The organism is Acaryochloris thomasi RCC1774, assembly GCF_003231495.1.
Lineage (GTDB): Bacteria > Cyanobacteriota > Cyanobacteriia > Thermosynechococcales > Thermosynechococcaceae > RCC1774.
On record NZ_PQWO01000035.1, the window covers coordinates 1 to 19,301 of the forward strand.

A 19,301-nucleotide genomic window follows, 5' to 3' on the forward strand; every position below is an offset into this window, starting at 1 on the left:
ATCTGCTCCCATTGATCATCGCGCAGAGCATATCGTCGGGGCATCTCAAAGCTCCTCACAGTAGAAGAGTCTTTAAGATGAAAGATTAATGTAGATACGTCAAGTTAATTGATGACACGCCCTAGATTGCGGCAGGCCATGATTACTTTCATGCCGGTTTGGGCAAGGCCGAGGGCTGTTTCATAGCCGATGCCCGTGTTTGCACCGGTTGCGATCGCAACTCGCCCCCTTTGAGATGGAACAGTATCTAGATTGAATGTCATGCTGATCAGCCAGTTAATTGAGCGTGGACTCCTACAACGTCCACGTCGCGCTAGTCCACAGAAAGGATAACTGAACACCACCTCATCTGCTGATAATGGAGAAAGCTTTACTGGCGGTTTAGCTGCCACCACGCGAGGGAATAACAGTGGACAAGATTGTCATTATTGGAGCAGGTCCAGCCGGACTATTGCTGGCACACTATATTCTTCGTCGGGGACGCTACCGAGTTGAAATCTACGAACGCCGTCCCGACCCTCGTTTGGTGAAACAATCCCAGCAGCGAACGTTCCCTCTAACGCTGCAGTTGAGGGGAATGAATGCAATTCGTACGATTCCTGGCCTAGAAGCGGCACTCGTCGAGAAAGGGATTTGGTCCCGAGGGGCTATGCTCCACCGTAAAACAGGCAGTCCTCGCCAGATCGAACGCAAAATGCCTCTGTTGCTAACGGATCGCAACCAGTTAATTCAGGTTCTGCTGCAACAGCTTGTTGAGCGCCACAAGGAATCCGTGACGGTCACGTTTGATTGCCCTTGTATCAGTGTGGAAGAACGAGCCGTGACGCTTCAGCCTCAAGCCGGAGAAACCTTTACTGTTCCGTTTGATCAATTGGTGGGGGCTGATGGTGCCCGATCTCAAGTACGCGAGGCGTTAGAGAACAAGGGGTTGCTGCATTCTCAGCAAAGCGTGGTCCCTGATGTTTATAAGTCTCTATTTGTCCCTAGGGTGAGCGAGGATAAAACGGCTGAACTGGTGGCGGACAAGATTCATACCTGGAGTTTGGGCGATGGGATTCGCATCATTATGGCTCCCCAAGCCGATGACTGGCTGCACGGCACGCTGATCTTTCCGCCGGATAAGAATCCGCTGGAGTCGTTGAACACCAATCAGGATGTGTTGGCTTATTTTCGAGAGAACTGTCCGCAACTGGGGCAATTGATGACGTTGGATGAGGCCGAGGCGCTGCGTCTGCGTCCGGTGTCAAAATTGATGACTGTTAGTTGCGATCGCATGCACGTCAACAACATCTTGATGATTGGTGACGCTGTTCATGCCGTCTCTGCCTCTATTGGGCAAGGCTGCAACGCATCTCTACAGGACGCACAGATATTTAACGAATGCCTAGATCGATACCAAGACGACTGGGAGCAAGCTCTACCGGCCTTTACAGCCCAACGGCTACCCGATGTTCATGCCCTACGAGAACTATCGAACGACGGTTTTCCGCAGTCAAAACGAATGAGGCTAGAATTCATCTTCCGGATGACAGTGGGTAAAAAACTGAAGCTGCCCCTCAAGCCCCTGCCGATACAGCTAATTATGGATAGTGATTTGCCATATTCAGAAGTCCTCAAACAGACTGAGGGCTGGAGAAAACGAGTGCAGCAGTCGATGCAAACGACCTAAGCCACGTCAGCATCTTTCGGGAGATATTGCATAACCTTGAATAGTGCTATGTTCGTGTGTGTCGTGTGTATAATTAATCCATGAAGAGTCGTGATATTATCGCTAGACTCAAGCAAGAAGGTTGGGTGTTGGTTAATGTCAAAGGCAGTCATCAACAGTTCAAGCACCATGAGCACAAGAACCGAGTGACGGTTCCACATCCAAAGAAGGATATACCAAAGGGAACTCTGAGAAGTATTTATAGGCAGGCTGAGTGGCCGTGGCCTTAGAGGTAAAGATGCGATATCCGATTGTTGTTCATAAAGATTCTGATAGCGATTACGGTGTAACGGTGCCAGATATTCCCGGTTGTTTCTCGGCTGGAGACACACTCGATACAGCGATTGAGAATGCTATTGAAGCAATTGAGTGTCACGTTGAAGGACTGTTAATCGACGGTGAAGATATTCCTCAGCCTGGATTCGCAGAGGTCCATCATCAAAATCCTGATTTTGAAGGCGGGACTTGGGCGATCGCATCAGTTGATTTGTCCAAGCTTTCGGGTAAAGCCAAGCGAATCAATATCACTGTGCCTGAAAGGTTGCTGACCAAGATTGATGCTAAGGCTACTGAGCTAGGAGAAAATCGCTCTAATTTCCTGGTAACAGCAGCAATGGAATATATGAGTAAGTCTGTTTAAAAAACAGATCTTAATGATGCCGAATTATGGCTTTCGTACACAGAAAAACGATACCAAGGTCACTTTGAATTTGGTTGAAGATCTATGAGCGAATATGATCCAGATCTGCAGCGAATAGATTATGCAAGTCAAGCCGTCTAATCGACCTTACTCATTAGCTTTTTTATACAAATCATAGCCCCGATAGAATCTTTTCACTCTTTTAGTAAATTGAATATCTTGGGTGGAAATTTTCAGGAGCCAAAATGAGTGCCACACAAGGAAAGAAAATACAAAGGCCATCAGGGCAATAAACACAGAAAGCACCTCTGAGTTCGGCAATTTGATTACTGCCTTAATTATGTTTGGGTCTAAAAACTTGAAAAAGTGTCTTATCCCAAGTAAACATAAAACTAGAGTCAATATAGAGAGAAAAGCAACTATATATTGTGCAGTTACAGCAGCATCTATCGATTTTGGCTTTTCTAGCTCATGTCCTAAATCACTTTTTTTTGGATTGAATTTTATATATCCTGGTGTTTTTGAATAGATATATATTGCTTCTCCAGGGTCATAGCAATTCATTACTAAGTTTATTATGTGGATAGGCGCTGTTCGCTGAGTTAGGGCAGTAAAAGCAAGTGAGTTTCTGAGATTTTCTACTCCCGTTGTGTTTTGATACTCTATTTCCTTGGCAAGAGTAAACTTGCTAATGTCTTTTCTGTTTTCTTTTGCACTGCCTTTTATCTGCTCAACTATGCTTTTTGTAATCTGAGCGGCAACAGCTCCAAGTATAGCTGCGATTACTCTCCAGGAATTTGAGGCTAAAATTTCTGTTAATTTTTCTATATCCATTTTCGAGTTGACTATTTACTTGATTAGGTTCAGGTTGTTGGTCACGATATATTCTCAACAACATAGGATAATGCAGTATCGCCGCAACTAACACCTCATGAAATCACCCTGGAGCCTTCGAGACTACGTTTTTAGTGCCTTCATGACCATTGGCATGGTCGCCTCTATCTTTCTCGTCGGCCCCTTCGTCCCTGTCCCGTTTCTTGATCTCGTCATCTGGGCACCCTTCGGTGGCATCTTTCTCACCCTCGGGATGGCTCGATTGCAGAGGCGCGGCAGCGTCGCCCTCATGATTTTGCCCTTGGCGCTTTTGATGTTGCCGCTCTCCCCTTTGATCACGCTTTATCTGGTGCTCACTCCCTTAACGGCAGAAGCCGTTGTCTTTTTCAGAGGTAACTATCGGTCTAAGGCCAATCGACTTCTTGGAACGGTGGTGTTTTTCATGAGCGGGGTTTTGATTGGTCTGGGCAGCATCTTTGCGGTAGCAGCTTTAGTTAATGCGGGCACAATACCCGCAGAAAACTTAGCGAAAGTACTCGAAAAATTTGCAGATTTACTGAACAAACCTTGGCTAGTGGGTGTGTTAGCGGTTGCAGCAGGAATCATGGGTTCCATTGGCTGGTGGCTGGGGGAAAAAGTGGTGCATCAACTACAGCGAGCCGGAAAGCTAGATGCCGACGCCTAGACGAGTTCGCCGAAACCTTCTGAGCCGCATTAATCCCTTTCTGAAAATGGGCATTGGCTTTGGATTAGTCATTCTCTCGCTATTTCTTAAAAACATTGCTCCAATGCTGGTATTGGTAGGCGGGGTATTGCTGCTGATGACGCAACTCAAGCTACGCCCTTTGTTCCTGGGGTACGGCTTATTGATGGTGGCCGTGTTTACGGGCTCTACAGCTTTGCTCTTGGGCAACTGGCCGGAGGCTATCTTGAGTACGCTGCGGCTGCTAGCGATTGTGCTACCCACTCCGATCTTGGCCTTAACCACACCTCCGGCAGATCTGATTCGGTCGCTGCAGACGGTGCGTTTACCCAGCTTTTTAACCTTGAGTCTGATGCTGATCTGGCGGTTTTTCCCGTTGATGCAGCAAGAGCTGCAGCGCATTTGGGAGGCGAACCAGTTGCGAGGGATTGATTTGAGATGGCGTCCTGGACAGTGGTTCTCGGGACTGATGGTGCCGCTGGTCTTTCAAATGGTGGTCTATGCCGATGAGGTCACGATTGGCCTACAGACACGGGGCTATTCTCCAACAGAACCGCGCAGTAATAGTAAGCCGCTTCGCTGGCAGTGGGCCGATACGCTTTTTTGTGGAGTTGCGATCGCATATCTCAGCCTAATCACATATCTAGAGTGGGGGCGATAAACGGTCGTGGAGAATACCTCATCCCTGCTGAAGGTTGTCGATCTAAGCTTTACGCATCTCGGCCAGACCCAGCCCACAATCCAAAACGTGAACCTGACGCTGAACCCAGGCGAGCTAGTGGTGCTGGCGGGGGGTACTGGCAGTGGTAAAAGTACGCTGTTGAATTGTTTGACGGGGATTGCGCCGGAGCATACGGGCGGGAAGCTGTCGGGGCAGGTGTTCTGTCGGGGCGAAGAGATTACATCTTGGTCAATTCGGATGAGATCGCAACTCATGGGCATCCTCTTACAAAACGTAGAGACCCAAATCTTTACCGATCAAGTCTGGGAGGAGCTGGTCTTCGGCCTTGAAAACTGGAACCTTCCCCCCGGTGAAATTCAAGATCTCGCGCAATCTGCCCTGACGGAATTTGACCTAGTGCAGCAACGAGATTGGACGATTCACCAACTCTCAGCGGGACAAAAGCAGCGGTTGCTGTTAGCCTGTTTGCTCACTCGACAGCCGGATATGTTGCTGTTGGATGAACCCTTTGCCTTCTTAGATACTGCAGGGGTGCAGCTATTGCTGGAGTTGTTGAAAAAGCGGGTAGCTCAAGGACAGGCGGTGTTGTTGATCGAGCATCGCCTGGAGTTGCTGAGAGAGAGTTGCGATCGCATCTACAAAATCGAATCTGGTCAGGTAAGTTTGCTGGCATCGCCACTGCCGGTTCCTACGCAAACAAGAGCTGAGCCTCCACCACACACTTCAAAGAAAGACAAGCCAGTCGTTTTAAAAACCGAAAATCTGAGTTGGGGAGGCTATCCACCGTTCCCTGATTTACAGGTAATGGCTGGGGATATTGTGCTGTTGAAGGGGGAAAACGGCTGCGGCAAAACGACGTTGCTCAAGCTATTGAGTGGGCTATTGAAACCCAGCACAGGACAATTAGAGATTCTGGGGCGAGATGTGACACGGCAGAGTGTCGTAACGATTTCGCGATTGCTTGGGTTTGTATTGCAGAATCCAAATCATCAGTTGTTTGCAGAGAGTGTTGAAGCAGAGGTAACGCAGTCGAGGGTGGAGCCTGAGCAAGCGAAGCGGTTACTAAAAGCGTTGAATTTGAGTCATTGTATCCAGAAGCATCCCCATGCACTATCTCAGGGGCAGAAGCGGCGATTGGCTCTGGGGGCAGTGTTGGTGCGAGAACCCAAGATCTGTTTATTGGACGAAATTATGGTGGGGCAAGACCCAGCTTCCCTGGGGCTGATGCTGGAAGCCCTCAAAACTTTTACAAAGAAAGGTGGAGTTCTGATTTTTACATCCCATGATCCAGGGATAGCTACTGTGCTTCAACCTCAAGTTCTTCTACTTCACTGATAGAACGCATAACCCTGATGAACATGCAGAGATTAGCGTCATACCCCATTAAGCTGTGTTGACGTTGTGCGTACAGCTTAGCTATCTTTAATTGATAGGAAACATCAAGCTTCAATATAATTCTCAATCAAAGATAGCTAGAATGGCAGCCACGCACGATAGGACCACCACCAGCCAAACTTGCGACGTTAAGATCAATATTCGGGCTAAGCAAAAGCAGCGCGATCTCATTGATCATGCTGCCAGAGTTCAAGGCAAAAGTCGCTCGGAATTTATCCTAGACTCTGCCTCTCAGAAGGCACGGGAAGTTCTCCTAGATCAATGCTGGTTTGATCGAGATCCACAGCAGTTTGAGCAATTTCTGGCCATCTTGGATGAGCCACCTGCAAAGAATGAAAAATTGCAGGCATTGCTAGCTGCAAAGACGCCGTGGGGTTAAAGCCAGATCAACCTCGACTAAATCCACCGGAGAATCTGCAGCTACATCATGATTTAGAGCGTTTCGACTCAGGCAATGAGCAGCTCAATCAGTGGTTAAAAAAGCGTGCTCTCAAGAATGAAGGAGCAGGCGCGTCCCGCACCTACGTTCTCTGCCATAAACAGCAGGTGATTGCCTACTATTCCCTTTCCAACGGTGCCGTTGCTCAAACAACAGCAACAGGAGGAGTGCGGTGCAATATGCCTGATCCAATACCCGTCATGCTGATTGGGCGACTAGCTGTCGATCAGAACTGGCAAGGTCGAGGTCTCGGCAAAGCCATGTTGCAAGATGCCATTCTACGGATTCTTCAAGCCGCAGAAATTGCTGGAATCCGAGCAATCCTGGTTCATGCAATTTCAGAAGAAGCAAAGCAGTTCTACGAACAATACGGGTTCGCTGCATCTTCTCTTGAACCAATGACTCTAATGATCAAAGTCAGCGATGCCAAGGCTTCCTATCGCTTGTGACGGACCAAGATATGCCCTGCAATAAAAAGCGAAACTAAAAATTCTCAGTTTCACAAGCTGTTCAGCTAATTTAGAGTTAGTGTCCACCTAGGTCAGATTGCGTGCAGCTTAAACAAGTCATCATTGCCTACAAAGCCGGAGATTCCTTCAGTCACAAAGCCGCCGAAAAATGTGCCCGTTACTTTGAAGCCCAAGGCTGCAAAATTTTGATGGGGCCCAGCGGCGCGAACGACAACCCCTATCCCGTCTTTCTGGCCTCCGCAACCCAGGCGATTGATCTCGCAGTCGTTTTTGGCGGTGATGGGACGGCTCTAGCAGCAGCCCGCCATCTAGCGCCGGACGGGGTGCCCATCTTAGCCGTCAATATCGGAGGCCACCTTGGCTTTCTCACGGAACCCGCCGAGATGGTGCAAGACCTTGACCATGTTTGGGACCGCCTGACAGGGGATCGCTATGCCGTTCAGCAGCGCATGATGCTCCAGGCCAGAGTGGCAGAGCGTGACGTCGATCGACTCTCCGATCCCAGTGGACTTGAAGACGAAGGCGATCTCCCCTACCTTGCCCTCAATGAAATGTGTGTCAAGCCAGCTTCTGCTGATCGAATGATTTCCTCATTTCTAGAATTAGAAATTGACGGAGCCGTCGTTGATCAATACCAAGGCGACGGCCTGCTTGTTGCCACACCCACCGGCTCTACCTGCTACACCGTGGCCGCCAGCGGTCCCATCGTTCACCCCGGCATGGCTGCAATGATTGTGACGCCTATTTGCCCCCTCAGTCTTTCTAGTCGCCCCATCGTTCTGCCGCCTGGGTCCGTCGTTAGTATTTGGCCTCTGCAAGATCGAGAACTTGCGACTAAGCTGTGGATGGATGGAGTGCTCGCAACCTCTATCTGGCCGGGACAGCGCATCGATGTCTGGATGGCCCAAAAACAGGCCCGTTTTATCCTGCTACAGGAAGATTACTCCTACTACCGCACCCTGCGAGACAAGCTCAATTGGGCAGGTGCGCGAATCCATTACAATAATAATCATCGCAACTAATATTCATAAGTAATAGTAATGGTTTACCTCAAACCTTTGATCTTCATCATCATCCTGGCCTTTTTATCGGTGCTGATGTGTGGGGTGACAAGCGTTCTGGGCGCCAACCACCCCTTATTTATGATCATATCCATGATTGGCGGCATGCTAGGAACACTGCTTTTGATGGACTATATTGATGCAGCCTTTCTCCACTAGCGTCAGAGGAGATCTCTTTGAATCTTGGCATCGTCAAGACAGTAGCTTTAGAGGGACAAACTGTAATGCTGTAGAAATTAGTACAGCATTGGCTGACTGTCGTTTTTCCCTGCCTCCATTTCAAGTTAAAATATCTTTATCATTTATATCGGCAACACATGGATATTCTGACCTTAGGCTGGGCTGCTACTTTAACCGTATTTACCTACTCCATTGCGATGGTTGTTTGGGGTCGTCACGGAATGTAGAGGCAACCTGTCTCAGATAGAGTGAGGGCATCGTGGATAATTCTCTCTTTGATCTACTTTCACTGGCTGCGTTTGGGCTGTTGGTGTTTGTAACCTTAGGTATTCTCTATTTGACGTTTGCTGAATGGCGTGATCGCCGCAGAATCCAGCAAGAACAGCGGGGTCGCCGTAAATAAAATAATGGGTTCAACATTAGAACAGCTCAGTGCCCAGTTTTCGAAGGCGCTGACAGCGGCTTTTGGGCCAGAATTTAGCGAGACAGATCCAATCTTAGGGGTAGCGAGCAACCCGAGGTTTGGAGACTATCAGGTTAACGTGGCTCTGCCTTTGGCAAAACAGTTAGGGCAGCCTCCGCGTCAGATTGCTGAGAAAATTGTTCAAAATCTGTCGGTTGACGATTTGTGCGAAGTGCCTACGATCGCAGGTCCGGGCTTCATCAATTTGACGCTGAAACCCAGTTATCTTGAAGATCGGCTGCAGTCAATGCAGGGGGATGAGCGATTGAGTGTTGCAGTAGCTGCTCCGCCGCAAAAAGTGGTCGTTGATTTTTCTAGCCCTAACATTGCTAAAGAGATGCATGTGGGGCATTTGCGATCGACGATTATTGGCGACTGCATTGCGCGGGTGCTGGAGTTTCAGGGGCACGATGTCCTGCGTCTCAATCACGTTGGAGATTGGGGAACTCAGTTTGGAATGCTGATCACCTATCTGCGTGAAGCTTACCCTTCAGCTTTAACCACCTCAGACGCTCTAGATATTGGGGATTTGGTGGCCTTTTATAAGCAATCAAAATTACGCTTTGACGCAGATCCAGAGTTTCAAGAAGCCTCTGGTCAGGCGGTCGTCAAGCTGCAGGCTGGCGATCAAGAAACGCTGCAGGCATGGCAGCTCCTTTGTGATCAGTCACGCCGAGAGTTTGACAAGATCTATCAGCGTCTGGATATTCACCTGACCGAGCGTGGAGAATCATTTTACAATCCGCATCTGGCAGCGGTGATTGCCGATCTCAAGGAAACCGGACTACTAGTAGAAGACCAGGGTGCTCAGTGCGTTTTTCTAGAAGGGTTCACGAATAAAGATGGCGATCCGCAGCCCCTCATCGTTCAGAAATCAAATGGGGGCTATAACTATGCCACTACGGACTTAGCCGCTCTGCGCTACCGCATCGGGCAAGATAGTGCGCAGCGAATTATTTACATCACCGATGCTGGACAGGCCAATCACTTTGCCCAGGTCTTTCAAGTGGCTCGCCGAGCAGGCTGGATTCCTGATGGGGTTGAGATTGTTCACGTTCCGTTTGGGGTTGTTCAGGGAGAAGATGGTAAGAAGCTGAAGACGCGGTCAGGTGAAACGGTGCGCTTGCGAGATTTGCTAGACGAAGCGATCGCAAGTGCTAGGTCGGACCTAGAGCAGCGCATCCAAGCCGAAGAACGCACTGAAACTCCAGAATTTATTGATGAAGTTGCGCGTGTTGTCGGCATGGGGGCCGTCAAATATGCTGATCTGAGCCAGAACCGCACTAGTAATTACATTTTTAGCTACGACAAGATGCTGGCGCTGCAGGGTAATACGGCTCCCTATCTCATTTATGCCTATGTTCGAGTGCAGGGCATCAGCCGCAAAGGGAACATTGATTTCTCTCAGCAAAGTCAAATCGATATTCAGCTCAATGAAGAAGCCGAACTCGTGCTGGCAAAGCACCTGATTCAGCTTGGCGACGTATTAGATCAAGTTGCAGCCGAGCTACTTCCAAACCGCCTGTGTCTTTATCTGTTTGAGCTGAGTCAAAAGTATAACCAGTTTTACGATCGCTGTCCGGTCCTTTCATCAGAAGAGCCAGCGCGTACATCACGGCTGGCTCTTTGCGACCTCACAGCGCAGACTCTCAAATTGGGTCTGTCACTGTTAGGCATTGATGTTGTAGAACGAATGTAAGCAGATCAGGCGACTGCTGCTGGAATTTCAACAGGCTGACCGAGGCGTCTCAACCATCGATAATTAGAGGCAATTGCGCTGCCGAACGTGTCATAAACATTGTACTGAATCCCATATTCCTCACATACTTCAGCCACAATCGGGGCTAGCTTTGGGTAGTGGATATGGCAAACGTCTGGAAATAAGTGGTGAATAGTCTGATAGTTAAGACCCCCTAAATACCAGTTGAGAAAGGCATTGTCAGGGGCAAAGTCTGCGGATGTTTTGACCTGGAGAATGGCCCACTCATCATCGACTTTATTGGTGCTGTAATCGATGTCTGGATAGTCAACCGACTCGACCACATGCGCCAACATAAATATGGAGACAACAATCAGGCCATAGACCATATGGGAAATCGAGAGGCCAACGAAGATCTCTATAAACGAGTAGCCCTGCCAAGCCGGGATGATAAAAAAGAAGGCAAAGCTGACAATACGTGGGACAACGAAATCGAAAATATCACTAGCTTTTGGCTTCGGAATGGGATGTCCCAAGTAGCTACCTGAAAAGATAAACCGGCGCGTATCTCCCAGAAACCAGTAAAAGGGAATCAAGGGATATAAAAACCAGATGAAATATTGTTGATACTGGTGGTGCCACCGGCGATTCTCGTTGGGAGATAGTCTGACGGCACCGTCACCCTGAATCTCTACATCTAGTCCCTTAAGGTTGGTGTAAATATGATGGAGTTTGTTGTGGCGAAATCTCCATAAAAAGCTCGATACCCCAATAAAATCGTGGGTATAACTGAAAAATCGGTTGATGAGGGGATTCTTTGAATAGCTGCCATGGTTTGCGTCATGACCGACGCTCATTCCAAATCCAGCGAGGCCAAATCCAAGGGCAATGCAGCCTAGAATTTTCAATGGAATATTGGATGGACCCCAGAGCACAAATGCCCATGATCCCAAGACCCAGCTATAGATCACTGCGGATTTGAAATACATGGCTGGGTTGTCGTTGGGCCTGATATTATTACTGCTGAAGTAGGAGTCAACTCGCTGACGTAGTGCTTGTCTAAACTCAGATCGCTGGGCAAACGCCACCTTGGGTTGGCTATTGGACATAATTTTTAGGCACTATTTTTTTCATGCAAATTCATTTTAAGCTGATTGTGAACCGGCTTTATGAATCTTATATCGGTTGTTTTAGTCCGTTTAAGAAGGAACAAAACAACGGCATGACTATAGCTTATTTAGGCTTGAGCAGGCATCCTTACTCACTTTCCAGTCAGTTAGCGCATTGACTTTTGTGATTGTCTGTGAATCTCATCAAGGTAGTAGCCTACTAAGCGGTATAAGTTTTAAACTTGCTAGAAAGTGAGACTAAAAACCTCAGAACTTCGGCTATTTTGTACAGTTATTCTTATGCCTGACGAGAGATCACATCCTTAATACTGATGCTAGCCTTTAGTCGGTGTTTTGGCCTCGATGAGCGGCACCGACAGCTGCGGAGAGACTGGGTAAAGCGTGCTGATCCAGTTTTCTCAATAGTTCTGCCAGGATTTTTCGCACTATCCAGGGGCCTTCATAGGTCCAGCCGGTGTAGACCTGTAGAAGACTTGCACCTGCTACTAGCTTCTCCCAGGCGTCGGTTCCGGTGAAGATGCCGCCGACGCCAATGATGGGCAGTTGGCCTTGGGTCTGTTGCCAAAGGTGTCGAATAATCTCTGTGGATCGCTGGCGAACCGGACGGCCACTGAGTCCGCCTGCTTCTTGATCGGGCGGATTGCCTGTGGAGAGGCGCTGCGTTTGCAGTCCCTGACGTTGAATGGTGGTGTTGGTGGCGATGATTCCGGCAAGTTCGTGGGTTTGAGCGAGGGTTGCGATCGCATCCAAATCTTCCCAAGCTAAATCCGGCGAAATCTTGACCAGCAAAGGTTTATCGCCCTGATTTTCGGTTTGGAGTGCAGTCAAAATTGGTTCAAGCTGCTCGACGGCCTGCAGCGATCTCAACCCCGGCGTATTGGGGGAGCTGACGTTAACGACAAAGTAATCTCCGTACTCCTTTAGCAAGCGAAAGCTGCCGAGGTAGTCTTCTGCCGCCTGTTCGAGGGGGGTAATTTTAGATTTACCTAAATTAATGCCGATGGGATGATGATTTTGGGGCCGATGGTACTGTGATGCAGCGAGCGTGGCGGTCATTTGAGCTGCCCCCTGATTGTTAAAGCCCATGCGGTTGATGGCGGCCTGATCTTGAGGGAGGCGAAACAAGCGGGGCTTAGGGTTGCCCGGTTGGGCGTGGAAAGTGACGGTGCCCACTTCTGCAAAGCCAAATCCGAAGCTGGGCCACAAATTGGTGGCAACGCCATCCTTGTCGAAGCCTGCGGCTAGACCCAGCGGGTTCATGAATTCAAGACCCCAAAGCTTTTGGGTTAAGCGCGGATCGCAGATGCTGCACGACTTTTGCCAGCGTTGAATGGCTGCGGCAGTGAGGTTGCGATGGCCTCCGGCCAGCCTTCGGCTATCGCAGCGACAATTGGCCCAATCACAGGCCCGCATAAATTGGCGATGAACCGTTTCAGGGTCGGCTTTCAGTCCAGAGAAAAGGAGCGGTCGGAGCGCCTGTTGATAAAGATCCATAAAGTTACTCCGTCGCTGACGGCAAAGGCCATCCCAGGCGAGTGGGCTGCTGATAAATGCGCTTTAAAGTATTAACATCTCGTACTGAAATCTCAGGAGGCGTTCGCACCTGAGCGAAATAGAGAGCGTCCGTTTCTGATGGGCTGTGTCCCCAAATTCCCAGCGCATGGCCTAATTCATGGCGTACAGAAGCCATCCTGTGGGCTTGGTTTCCAAGCTGGTTCGGGCTGATATTAATTCGACAGCGGTGGTCTAGCCGATTGTCGTCATTCACGTATAAGTCGGAACAGCGCGTTTCAGCCGCTCGAACCCGTTCACCACTGCGGCGCTCAGGCTTTCGGTTCTCAATCAGAATATCTGCAGCGCTAGGCTCCGTCGTCAGCGCTAGCGGTAGGTAGGGTTGCCAATCTTGAATGGCTATCTCTGCTGCCTGCTGCCAGCCTGTCGCGTCGTTTGAAGCTGTGGCAGGCCCCACATAGACCTGAATCGGAAACTCGCTCCACACGAAGTAGCCCACCCCATTTGGTTGAACTTGATCAAAATAGTCTCCCTGCTGGGCTGAATCTTCCCAAGCCGCTAAAGACTCAGGCAGTGGATGGACTTGAGCCTCAGGTGCCTGTCGCTGATCTGCGCCAGCGCTTGGCGACAAATTGTGACCCAGCATCGTGGCAAGGCAGATAACAATGGCTAATACCCAAGGCCAGCTTCTGCGAGCAGTACGGGCCATGAAGCTCTATCCGAGCCAACCTGCGCTGAGGACGACCGTTAGCCCCATATAGAGCGCCACCAGTGTCCAAGTGGCGCGATTGAGCGTGGTTTCTGCACTTTTGGTGCTGGTAAACAGTTGGGCTTGTCCCCCAATGCCTAGACCTTCTCCCTTGGGGCTGTGTAATAAAACAAGAACAATAGAGCCAACGGCAGAAAAGGCCCAAACGCCCTGCAGGATCTTAATCAGCATAGTGATAGTAAAAACGTAGGTAAGGTCTGTGCCAGAATTAGCACGTCAAAAGACAAGTGATAAAATCACTTCCAATCAGTATAGCCTGCTCGCCGTTAGAGACGAATTCGCACGGGTCCCTTATTCTGATTTACGTCAAAGCCAGCAGCTTCAATGATGGAATGCCCGGTCATCTCATCGGGTTTTGGAAGCTGCAGAATATCTAGAATCGTGGGTGCGATATCGGCCAAACAGCCATTGTCTCGCAGCGGTACCTCGGTACCGTGACCCGGAATTTTGCGACCCTCCCCCTCCACCAAAATAAACGGAACTGGATTGGTGGTATGGGCGGTCCAGGGGTTGCCATTCTCGTCCCACATCAGTTCGGCATTGCCGTGATCTGCGGTGATTAGCAGGGTGCCACCAACTTTGATTACCTTGTCGAGCAAGTGTCCCAGATTCTGATCCACTGTTTCCGTGGCTTCTATCGTGGCCTCCATTTTGCCGGTATGCCCCACCATATCGGTGTTGGCATAGTTGAGAACCACGAGAGAATAGATGCCTTTTTGAATCGATGCGATGGCTTTATCAGTCACTTCGGGGGCCGACATCGCGGGCTGTTGATCGTAAGTTGACACCATGGGGCTGGCTACCATAATCCGATCTTCTCCCGGTAGCGGATCTTCAATGCCGCCGTTAAAGAAATAGGTGACATGGGCGTACTTTTCGGTTTCAGCAATCCGTAGCTGTTTGAGGTTGTGGGCGGCGATTACTTCCCCCAAAATATGCGTGAGATCCTGAGGGGCAAACGCAACTTTAGCTGAAAAGCGAGGATCGTACTGCGTGAAAGTGGTGAAGCTCAGCGGCTCAATGTACGGGCGTTCAAAGGCATCAAATTTGGGATCGATGAAGGCGCGGGTAAGCTGACGTGCTCGGTCGGGGCGAAAGTTGAAAAAGATGACGCCATCTCCCGCTTCAATGGTACCGTCAGCGATCCGCGTGGGCGGTAAAAATTCATCTGTAATCTCGTGGTCGTAGGCATCGTTGATCACATCGAGTGCTGACCAATCGCGGGGAAAGGAGAGATCGTCCTGGGTGAGTACTCGATAGGCTTTTTCAACGCGGTCCCAGCGATTGTCGCGGTCCATGGCGTAGTAGCGACCACTGAGGGTCACAATTCTGCCGATGCCGCTGTGGGCTAGCTCTGCCTGAAGCCGCTGAATTTCTTGATGACCTTGGGTGGGTGGAGTATCTCGACCGTCTAGAATGGCGTGAATACAAACGTCTTTGATGCCCTGCTCTTTGGCTAAATCTAGGAGGGCAATTAGATGGTTGACGTGGGCATGAACACCCCCCTGGGAACAGAGACCGATTAAATGCAGTTTGCTGTCATTCTGGACCACGGTCTGACAGGTCTGGGTGAGCGCTTCATTTTTGAGGAAGCTCCGATCTTCAATGGCATCGGCGATCCGAACCAACTCTTGAGGCACTGTGCGACCCGCCCCAATATTGAGGTGTCCCACTTCAGAATTGCCCATCTGGCCTGCGGGAAGACCCACGGCTTTTCCTGAAGTTTCGATCAGGGTGCTGGGATAGGTTTCAAAAAGGCTGTCGACAACGGGGGTCTTCGCAGTTGCGATCGCATTTCCATCACTGCTTTCGCGGTAGCCCCAGCCATCTAATATGACCAAAACCACCGGGGAGATGGGTGTCAATGTCATACCGATTGCTTTTCCTCACGGATGCATTTTGTTGCAATCATAACATTATTAGAAATGAGCTTAAAACACCCCTAGGCCTGGTTCTTAGGTTGAATTTCAGGAAAACCTTAGCTGGACCCCGAGGAGTTTGCGTAAGCGGGAGTACAAAATTTAGATTAGTTGATTTGACAATACAGGTCTGAGTATTTCTACGTCAAACTTCTCGATATGATGTTGCCTGCAGTTGAGTTAATAGAGATTGCAGTACGCCCCAAACGCCCCCTGCTGTCCCCTGCCAGGTGTAGACTAGCGGTTGAATTTTGCAGGGGCAAAAAAGATGAGCGATTCAAGCGAACGCCAGAGATACTGGCGAGCCAATATAGCTTTGATCCGGAATTTGTTGTTGGTATGGGCTGGGGTGTCCATTGGCTTGAGCATTTTGCTAGTTCAGCCCCTCAATCAGATTTATCTAGGGCGTTTGCCCCTTGGCTTTTGGATGGCTCAGCAGGGATCAATCTTCGTTTTTGTCATCTTGATCTTCATCTACGCCACTCAAATGGACAAGCTTGATCGTCGGTTCAACAGTAAAGGGCAAAATCATGACCGTTGAAGTTTGGACGATTCTCTTTGTCGGCATTACGTTCATGATCTACCTGTATATTGGCTGGCGATCGCGGGTCAAAGATACGAAGGGCTTTTTCGTCGCCGATCAGGGCGTTCCAGCCATTGCCAACGGGGCAGCCACTGCCGCTGATTGGATGTCGGCAGCTTCGTTTATCTCCATGGCGGGCCTGATCTCTTTCCTTGGCTATGACGGCTCTATCTATTTAATGGGCTGGACCGGAGGCTACGTGCTTTTGGCGCTGCTCTTGGCCCCCTATCTGCGTAAGTTTGGTAAGTATACGGTGCCTGATTTTGTTGGGGATCGCTACTACTCTAACTGGGCCAGATTAGTGGCGGTGGTTGCCGCTCTGTTTGTTTCACTCACCTACGTTGCCGGTCAGATGCGAGGTGTGGGGATCGTGTTCAGCCGTTTTTTGCAGGTAGATGTCAATACCGGTGTCGTAATTGGCATGGTGATTGTGGCCTTCTTCGCCATTTTGGGCGGCATGAAGGGGATCACCTGGACGCAGGTGGCGCAGTATTCGATTTTGATTGTGGCCTATCTGATCCCAGCCGTTGCGATCGCATATCAGCTCACCGGCAACCCTGTGCCTCAGATCGCCTTCACCTTTAGCGATATCGTCGATAAGCTCAACGCAGTCCAGTTAGATTTGGGCTTTCAGGAATATACCCAGCCCTTTGCTAACAAGTCGATGCTGGATATTTTGATGATTACGGTTGCTCTGATGGTGGGAACCGCGGGCTTGCCCCACGTGATCGTCCGGTTCTATACCGTTCCTAATGTTCGGGCCGCGCGCTATTCTGCTGGCTGGGCATTGCTGTTCATTGCAATTCTGTATACCACCGCGCCCGCCGTGGCCTCCTTTGCCCGCTATAACCTAATCGATACGCTCCACGATCAAAAAATTGAGGAAGTGCGGCAGCTCGACTGGGTCACCAAATGGGAAAACACAGGCCTACTGACCTTGGAAGATAAAAACAGTGACGGCACAATTTCGCTCACCCCAGACGAGGAAACCTCCGAAATTACCATTGACCGAGACATCATTGTGCTATCGACACCAGAAGTGGCAAAGCTTGCCCCCTGGGTTGTCGCTTTAGTGGCTGCCGGAGGCTTAGCCGCGGCTCTCTCTACGGCGTCTGGGCTGTTGCTTGTGATCTCTAGCTCCATTGCCCACGATGTTTATTACCGGATGATTAATCCCGATGCTTCAGAAGCGAAGCGAGTATTCGTGGGGCGGCTGATGGTGGGCTTTGCTATTGCCATCGCAGGTTATTTCGGCATCAATCCACCGGGGTTCGTGGCTCAAGTTGTCGCCTTTGCCTTTGGCTTAGCGGCAGCAAGCTTCTTTCCCGTTATCTTGCTGGGCATTTTCGATAAGCGCACCAACCGAGAAGGGGCGATTTCAGGCATGCTGGTGGGTCTTTTGTTCACCACCTTCTATATAGTCGGTATTAAGTTCGGCGGTATGGAACCTTGGTTATGGGGCATCTCAGCCGAAGGCATTGGTACGATTGGGATGCTGCTGAATTTAGTTGTGACCCTAGTGGTTTCCCGGCTGACGCCGCCGCCGCCACCAGAGATTCAGGCATTGGTTGAGAACCTACGAACCCCTAGTGAAGCTCCCCTTGCCCTTACTGATATTGAGGAAGAATAGCTCAACTAGCTTATTCGGGAGCTATCACAGCTGTTAACCAAGGTCGGCTATTGGCGATGCCTAGCAGATGTTGGATGGCATGGATATCGATGCCGAATTCTTCTCTCAGTTGAGTGACTCTACAGCTAAGATACTCCGAATAATCTAACTTGTTAAGACACTTAACCATTGTTCGCCGACCAAATCTGAAACCCCAATCAAAGAGCATTAAGTGTGCTGGAGTAAATCTGTATGGCTTGGGATACAAAAGTCTTGCTGCAAATTTGAAGGCATGCACATGTTGCTCATTGGTGTCTGGATCATTACCCATCGTAAATCCAACGATAAAAGCTTCATCCTCAGCTGATATTCCTCGATCTAAAAGAATATGAAGGTAGTCATGCTCACGCAGATAAATTTGCCCCGGAAACGATAGCGGACTTGCAGGATTTTCAAGTAGCCAAACAGGTAAAGGAATACTGTGTTGTGGATCACCCGAAAATGCTGAGTAAGCTTCGTTGAGGGTGAAATCAATAGTTGGCTCATCTACCGGGACGATTAGCTGATTAACCATCGGTAAATCCCCATGCAGTCAACGAAGAAAAATAGGGATATTGAGTAAACCATCATGGTCTGGTCTTGTTCCTTTATGCTGGCCATCACGAGCTGGCCAGAACTTAAGCCTAAAAATATAAAGCCATAGCCACTGACGGGTATATTAGCTGCAAGCAATATACCTCCAAGAATGGCAAAGAAACTGCTAGATAACTTTAGGTATTTTGTGAGAGGGCTTTTCCTAATAAGAATTGTTTTAGGTGTTTCCTCTGCAAAGTCCATTATGTGGTGGAGCTTAGAGTCAGTATATGGATTCCTCTCTGACTCTGTAGCGATGATCTCAGAAGTTTCTTGTGGATCCTCAGATACCAGCATGATCTACTCTCAACTTTTGTGGGTAAACCTCCGTGGAGAATTGAATTTCTTCCAGAGGTATGAGAGTTCTACACCTAAAATTTATATTCCTAACTTGCCTACTACTGTAGGGTTATGATAATTAAATATCTGTTAGTGGGCTAAACTATACGTTAAAAAAATCTATGCAAACTATATTTCTAAAGTTGTTATAGGCTCTTTTGCGTGAACTCTCTGTATTTTTATTCTTCCACAATAAAAAATAGATTAATCAGTGATTTTACTGAAAATTTGAGGAGTTTGGGGGTAGGAATTTAAACTTTCTTGAAGGGCTCGCGAACTCTAGGGAATAAAAATTGTAGTCACATTGGCTTAGGCCCTAGGACGATGCTTTGTTTAGGTTCCGTTGAATGGAGTGAAATTTGCTAAAGATAAGGGGCGCTTTCTAGTTCGCCCTTTGCTGTGGTGGGGTTTGTGTCTTTCAGAACGCACCGCTCTAGATTCTTGGGAATCTGTTTCCACAATTGATTGTTTGGCGATGTGAGATGGTTGATCTGTTCCCTGGCAGCTCTTTTGCTTGACACAGGATGAATGGA

At 49.1% G+C, this 19,301-nt stretch carries 24 protein-coding genes; 15 read left to right on the forward strand and 9 right to left on the reverse strand.

The genetic code is table 11. From position 1 onward, the window contains the following. Positions 1-104 precede the first annotated feature (104 nt). Positions 105-263 carry a hypothetical protein gene (locus C1752_RS28725; protein WP_158535224.1) on the reverse strand — a complete coding sequence of 53 codons (159 nt, stop codon included), beginning with the start codon at positions 261-263 and terminating at the stop codon, positions 105-107. 146 nt (positions 264-409) lie between these two features. Here C1752_RS28725 and C1752_RS25890 point away from each other — a divergent pair, with 146 nt between their 5' ends. The 3 genes from C1752_RS25890 (at position 410) to C1752_RS25900 (ending at position 2,348) form a co-directional block, all read left to right on the forward strand. Further along, positions 410-1,669: an FAD-dependent oxidoreductase gene (locus C1752_RS25890; RefSeq protein WP_158535225.1), complete on the forward strand. Its 1,260-nt coding sequence runs from the start codon at positions 410-412 to the stop codon at positions 1,667-1,669. A gap of 80 nt (positions 1,670-1,749) precedes the next feature. Continuing rightward, on the forward strand, positions 1,750-1,938 hold the full coding sequence (locus C1752_RS25895; protein WP_110988942.1) for a type II toxin-antitoxin system HicA family toxin: 189 nt from the start codon (positions 1,750-1,752) through the stop codon (positions 1,936-1,938). An 8-nt stretch (positions 1,939-1,946) separates the two neighbouring features. Then, positions 1,947-2,348, forward strand: a complete 402-nt coding sequence (locus tag C1752_RS25900) for a type II toxin-antitoxin system HicB family antitoxin (protein WP_110988972.1) — start codon at positions 1,947-1,949, stop codon at positions 2,346-2,348. A gap of 147 nt (positions 2,349-2,495) precedes the next feature. Here C1752_RS25900 and C1752_RS25905 read toward each other — a convergent pair whose 3' ends face one another. Then, a complete protein-coding gene (locus tag C1752_RS25905) occupies positions 2,496-3,182 on the reverse strand; it encodes a hypothetical protein (protein WP_110988943.1) in 687 nt (228 codons plus the stop codon). A gap of 97 nt (positions 3,183-3,279) precedes the next feature. Between C1752_RS25905 and C1752_RS25910 the strand changes: the two genes are divergently transcribed. From C1752_RS25910 to argS, 10 genes are all read left to right on the forward strand, one after another. Then, positions 3,280-3,867, forward strand: a complete 588-nt coding sequence (locus tag C1752_RS25910; RefSeq protein WP_110988944.1) for an MptD family putative ECF transporter S component — start codon at positions 3,280-3,282, stop codon at positions 3,865-3,867. Next, positions 3,854-4,546, forward strand: a complete 693-nt coding sequence (locus C1752_RS25915; RefSeq protein ID WP_110988945.1) for an energy-coupling factor transporter transmembrane component T family protein — start codon at positions 3,854-3,856, stop codon at positions 4,544-4,546. The genes C1752_RS25910 and C1752_RS25915 overlap by 14 nt, the downstream gene beginning before the upstream one ends. Positions 4,547-4,552: 6 nt before the next feature. Further along, positions 4,553-5,902, forward strand: a complete 1,350-nt coding sequence (locus C1752_RS25920) for an ABC transporter ATP-binding protein (protein WP_110988946.1) — start codon at positions 4,553-4,555, stop codon at positions 5,900-5,902. A 142-nt stretch (positions 5,903-6,044) separates the two neighbouring features. After that, positions 6,045-6,341, forward strand: coding sequence for a type II toxin-antitoxin system TacA family antitoxin (locus tag C1752_RS25925; protein WP_110988947.1), 297 nt, complete (start codon positions 6,045-6,047; stop codon positions 6,339-6,341). Continuing rightward, complete coding sequence (locus C1752_RS25930; RefSeq protein WP_110988948.1) at positions 6,332-6,850, forward strand: GNAT family N-acetyltransferase; 519 nt, start codon at positions 6,332-6,334, stop codon at positions 6,848-6,850. Before C1752_RS25925 ends, C1752_RS25930 begins: the two co-directional genes overlap by 10 nt. Positions 6,851-6,951: 101 nt before the next feature. Then, positions 6,952-7,893: an NAD(+) kinase gene (locus tag C1752_RS25935; protein ID WP_110988949.1), complete on the forward strand. Its 942-nt coding sequence runs from the start codon at positions 6,952-6,954 to the stop codon at positions 7,891-7,893. Positions 7,894-7,911: 18 nt separating this feature from the next. Continuing rightward, on the forward strand, positions 7,912-8,091 hold the full coding sequence (locus tag C1752_RS25940) for a hypothetical protein (RefSeq protein WP_110988950.1): 180 nt from the start codon (positions 7,912-7,914) through the stop codon (positions 8,089-8,091). A 158-nt stretch (positions 8,092-8,249) separates the two neighbouring features. Then, complete coding sequence (petN, locus tag C1752_RS25945; RefSeq protein WP_110988951.1) at positions 8,250-8,339, forward strand: cytochrome b6-f complex subunit PetN; 90 nt, start codon at positions 8,250-8,252, stop codon at positions 8,337-8,339. A gap of 32 nt (positions 8,340-8,371) precedes the next feature. Then, positions 8,372-8,515, forward strand: a complete 144-nt coding sequence (locus C1752_RS29140; RefSeq protein WP_199464530.1) for a hypothetical protein — start codon at positions 8,372-8,374, stop codon at positions 8,513-8,515. Positions 8,516-8,519: 4 nt separating this feature from the next. Beyond that, on the forward strand, positions 8,520-10,274 hold the full coding sequence (gene argS / locus C1752_RS25950; RefSeq protein WP_110988952.1) for an arginine--tRNA ligase: 1,755 nt from the start codon (positions 8,520-8,522) through the stop codon (positions 10,272-10,274). A gap of 5 nt (positions 10,275-10,279) precedes the next feature. On the opposite strand, the gene C1752_RS25955 is transcribed toward argS, so the two are convergent. The 5 genes from C1752_RS25955 to gpmI all read right to left on the reverse strand — a co-directional run bounded on the left by C1752_RS25955 (position 10,280) and on the right by gpmI (position 15,556). Then, on the reverse strand, positions 10,280-11,383 hold the full coding sequence (locus C1752_RS25955; RefSeq protein ID WP_110988953.1) for a fatty acid desaturase family protein: 1,104 nt from the start codon (positions 11,381-11,383) through the stop codon (positions 10,280-10,282). A 342-nt stretch (positions 11,384-11,725) separates the two neighbouring features. Further along, positions 11,726-12,898, reverse strand: a complete 1,173-nt coding sequence (locus C1752_RS25960) for a quinone-dependent dihydroorotate dehydrogenase (protein WP_110988954.1) — start codon at positions 12,896-12,898, stop codon at positions 11,726-11,728. Positions 12,899-12,902: 4 nt separating this feature from the next. Next, positions 12,903-13,625, reverse strand: a complete 723-nt coding sequence (locus C1752_RS25965) for a peptidase (protein WP_110988955.1) — start codon at positions 13,623-13,625, stop codon at positions 12,903-12,905. Between the two features lie 6 nt (positions 13,626-13,631). Next, positions 13,632-13,856: a preprotein translocase subunit SecG gene (gene secG / locus C1752_RS25970; RefSeq protein WP_110988956.1), complete on the reverse strand. Its 225-nt coding sequence runs from the start codon at positions 13,854-13,856 to the stop codon at positions 13,632-13,634. Positions 13,857-13,951: 95 nt separating this feature from the next. Beyond that, a complete protein-coding gene (gpmI, locus tag C1752_RS25975) occupies positions 13,952-15,556 on the reverse strand; it encodes a 2,3-bisphosphoglycerate-independent phosphoglycerate mutase (RefSeq protein WP_110988957.1) in 1,605 nt (534 codons plus the stop codon). A gap of 316 nt (positions 15,557-15,872) precedes the next feature. Here gpmI and C1752_RS25980 point away from each other — a divergent pair, with 316 nt between their 5' ends. Further along, positions 15,873-16,145 (forward strand): DUF4212 domain-containing protein, encoded by a 273-nt coding sequence (locus C1752_RS25980; RefSeq protein WP_110988958.1) that lies wholly within the window; start codon positions 15,873-15,875, stop codon positions 16,143-16,145. Then, entirely contained in the window at positions 16,135-17,817 is a 1,683-nt protein-coding gene (locus C1752_RS25985; protein WP_110988959.1) for a sodium:solute symporter family protein, read from the forward strand. The genes C1752_RS25980 and C1752_RS25985 overlap by 11 nt, the downstream gene beginning before the upstream one ends. Before the next feature lie 10 nt (positions 17,818-17,827). Here the strand turns inward: C1752_RS25985 and C1752_RS25990 are convergent, their stop codons facing one another. Together C1752_RS25990 and C1752_RS25995 are read right to left on the reverse strand one after the other, a co-directional pair. After that, positions 17,828-18,370 (reverse strand): hypothetical protein, encoded by a 543-nt coding sequence (locus C1752_RS25990; protein WP_110988960.1) that lies wholly within the window; start codon positions 18,368-18,370, stop codon positions 17,828-17,830. Next, positions 18,355-18,726 (reverse strand): hypothetical protein, encoded by a 372-nt coding sequence (locus C1752_RS25995; RefSeq protein ID WP_233501894.1) that lies wholly within the window; start codon positions 18,724-18,726, stop codon positions 18,355-18,357. Before C1752_RS25995 ends, C1752_RS25990 begins: the two co-directional genes overlap by 16 nt. Positions 18,727-19,301: the final 575 nt, after the last annotated feature.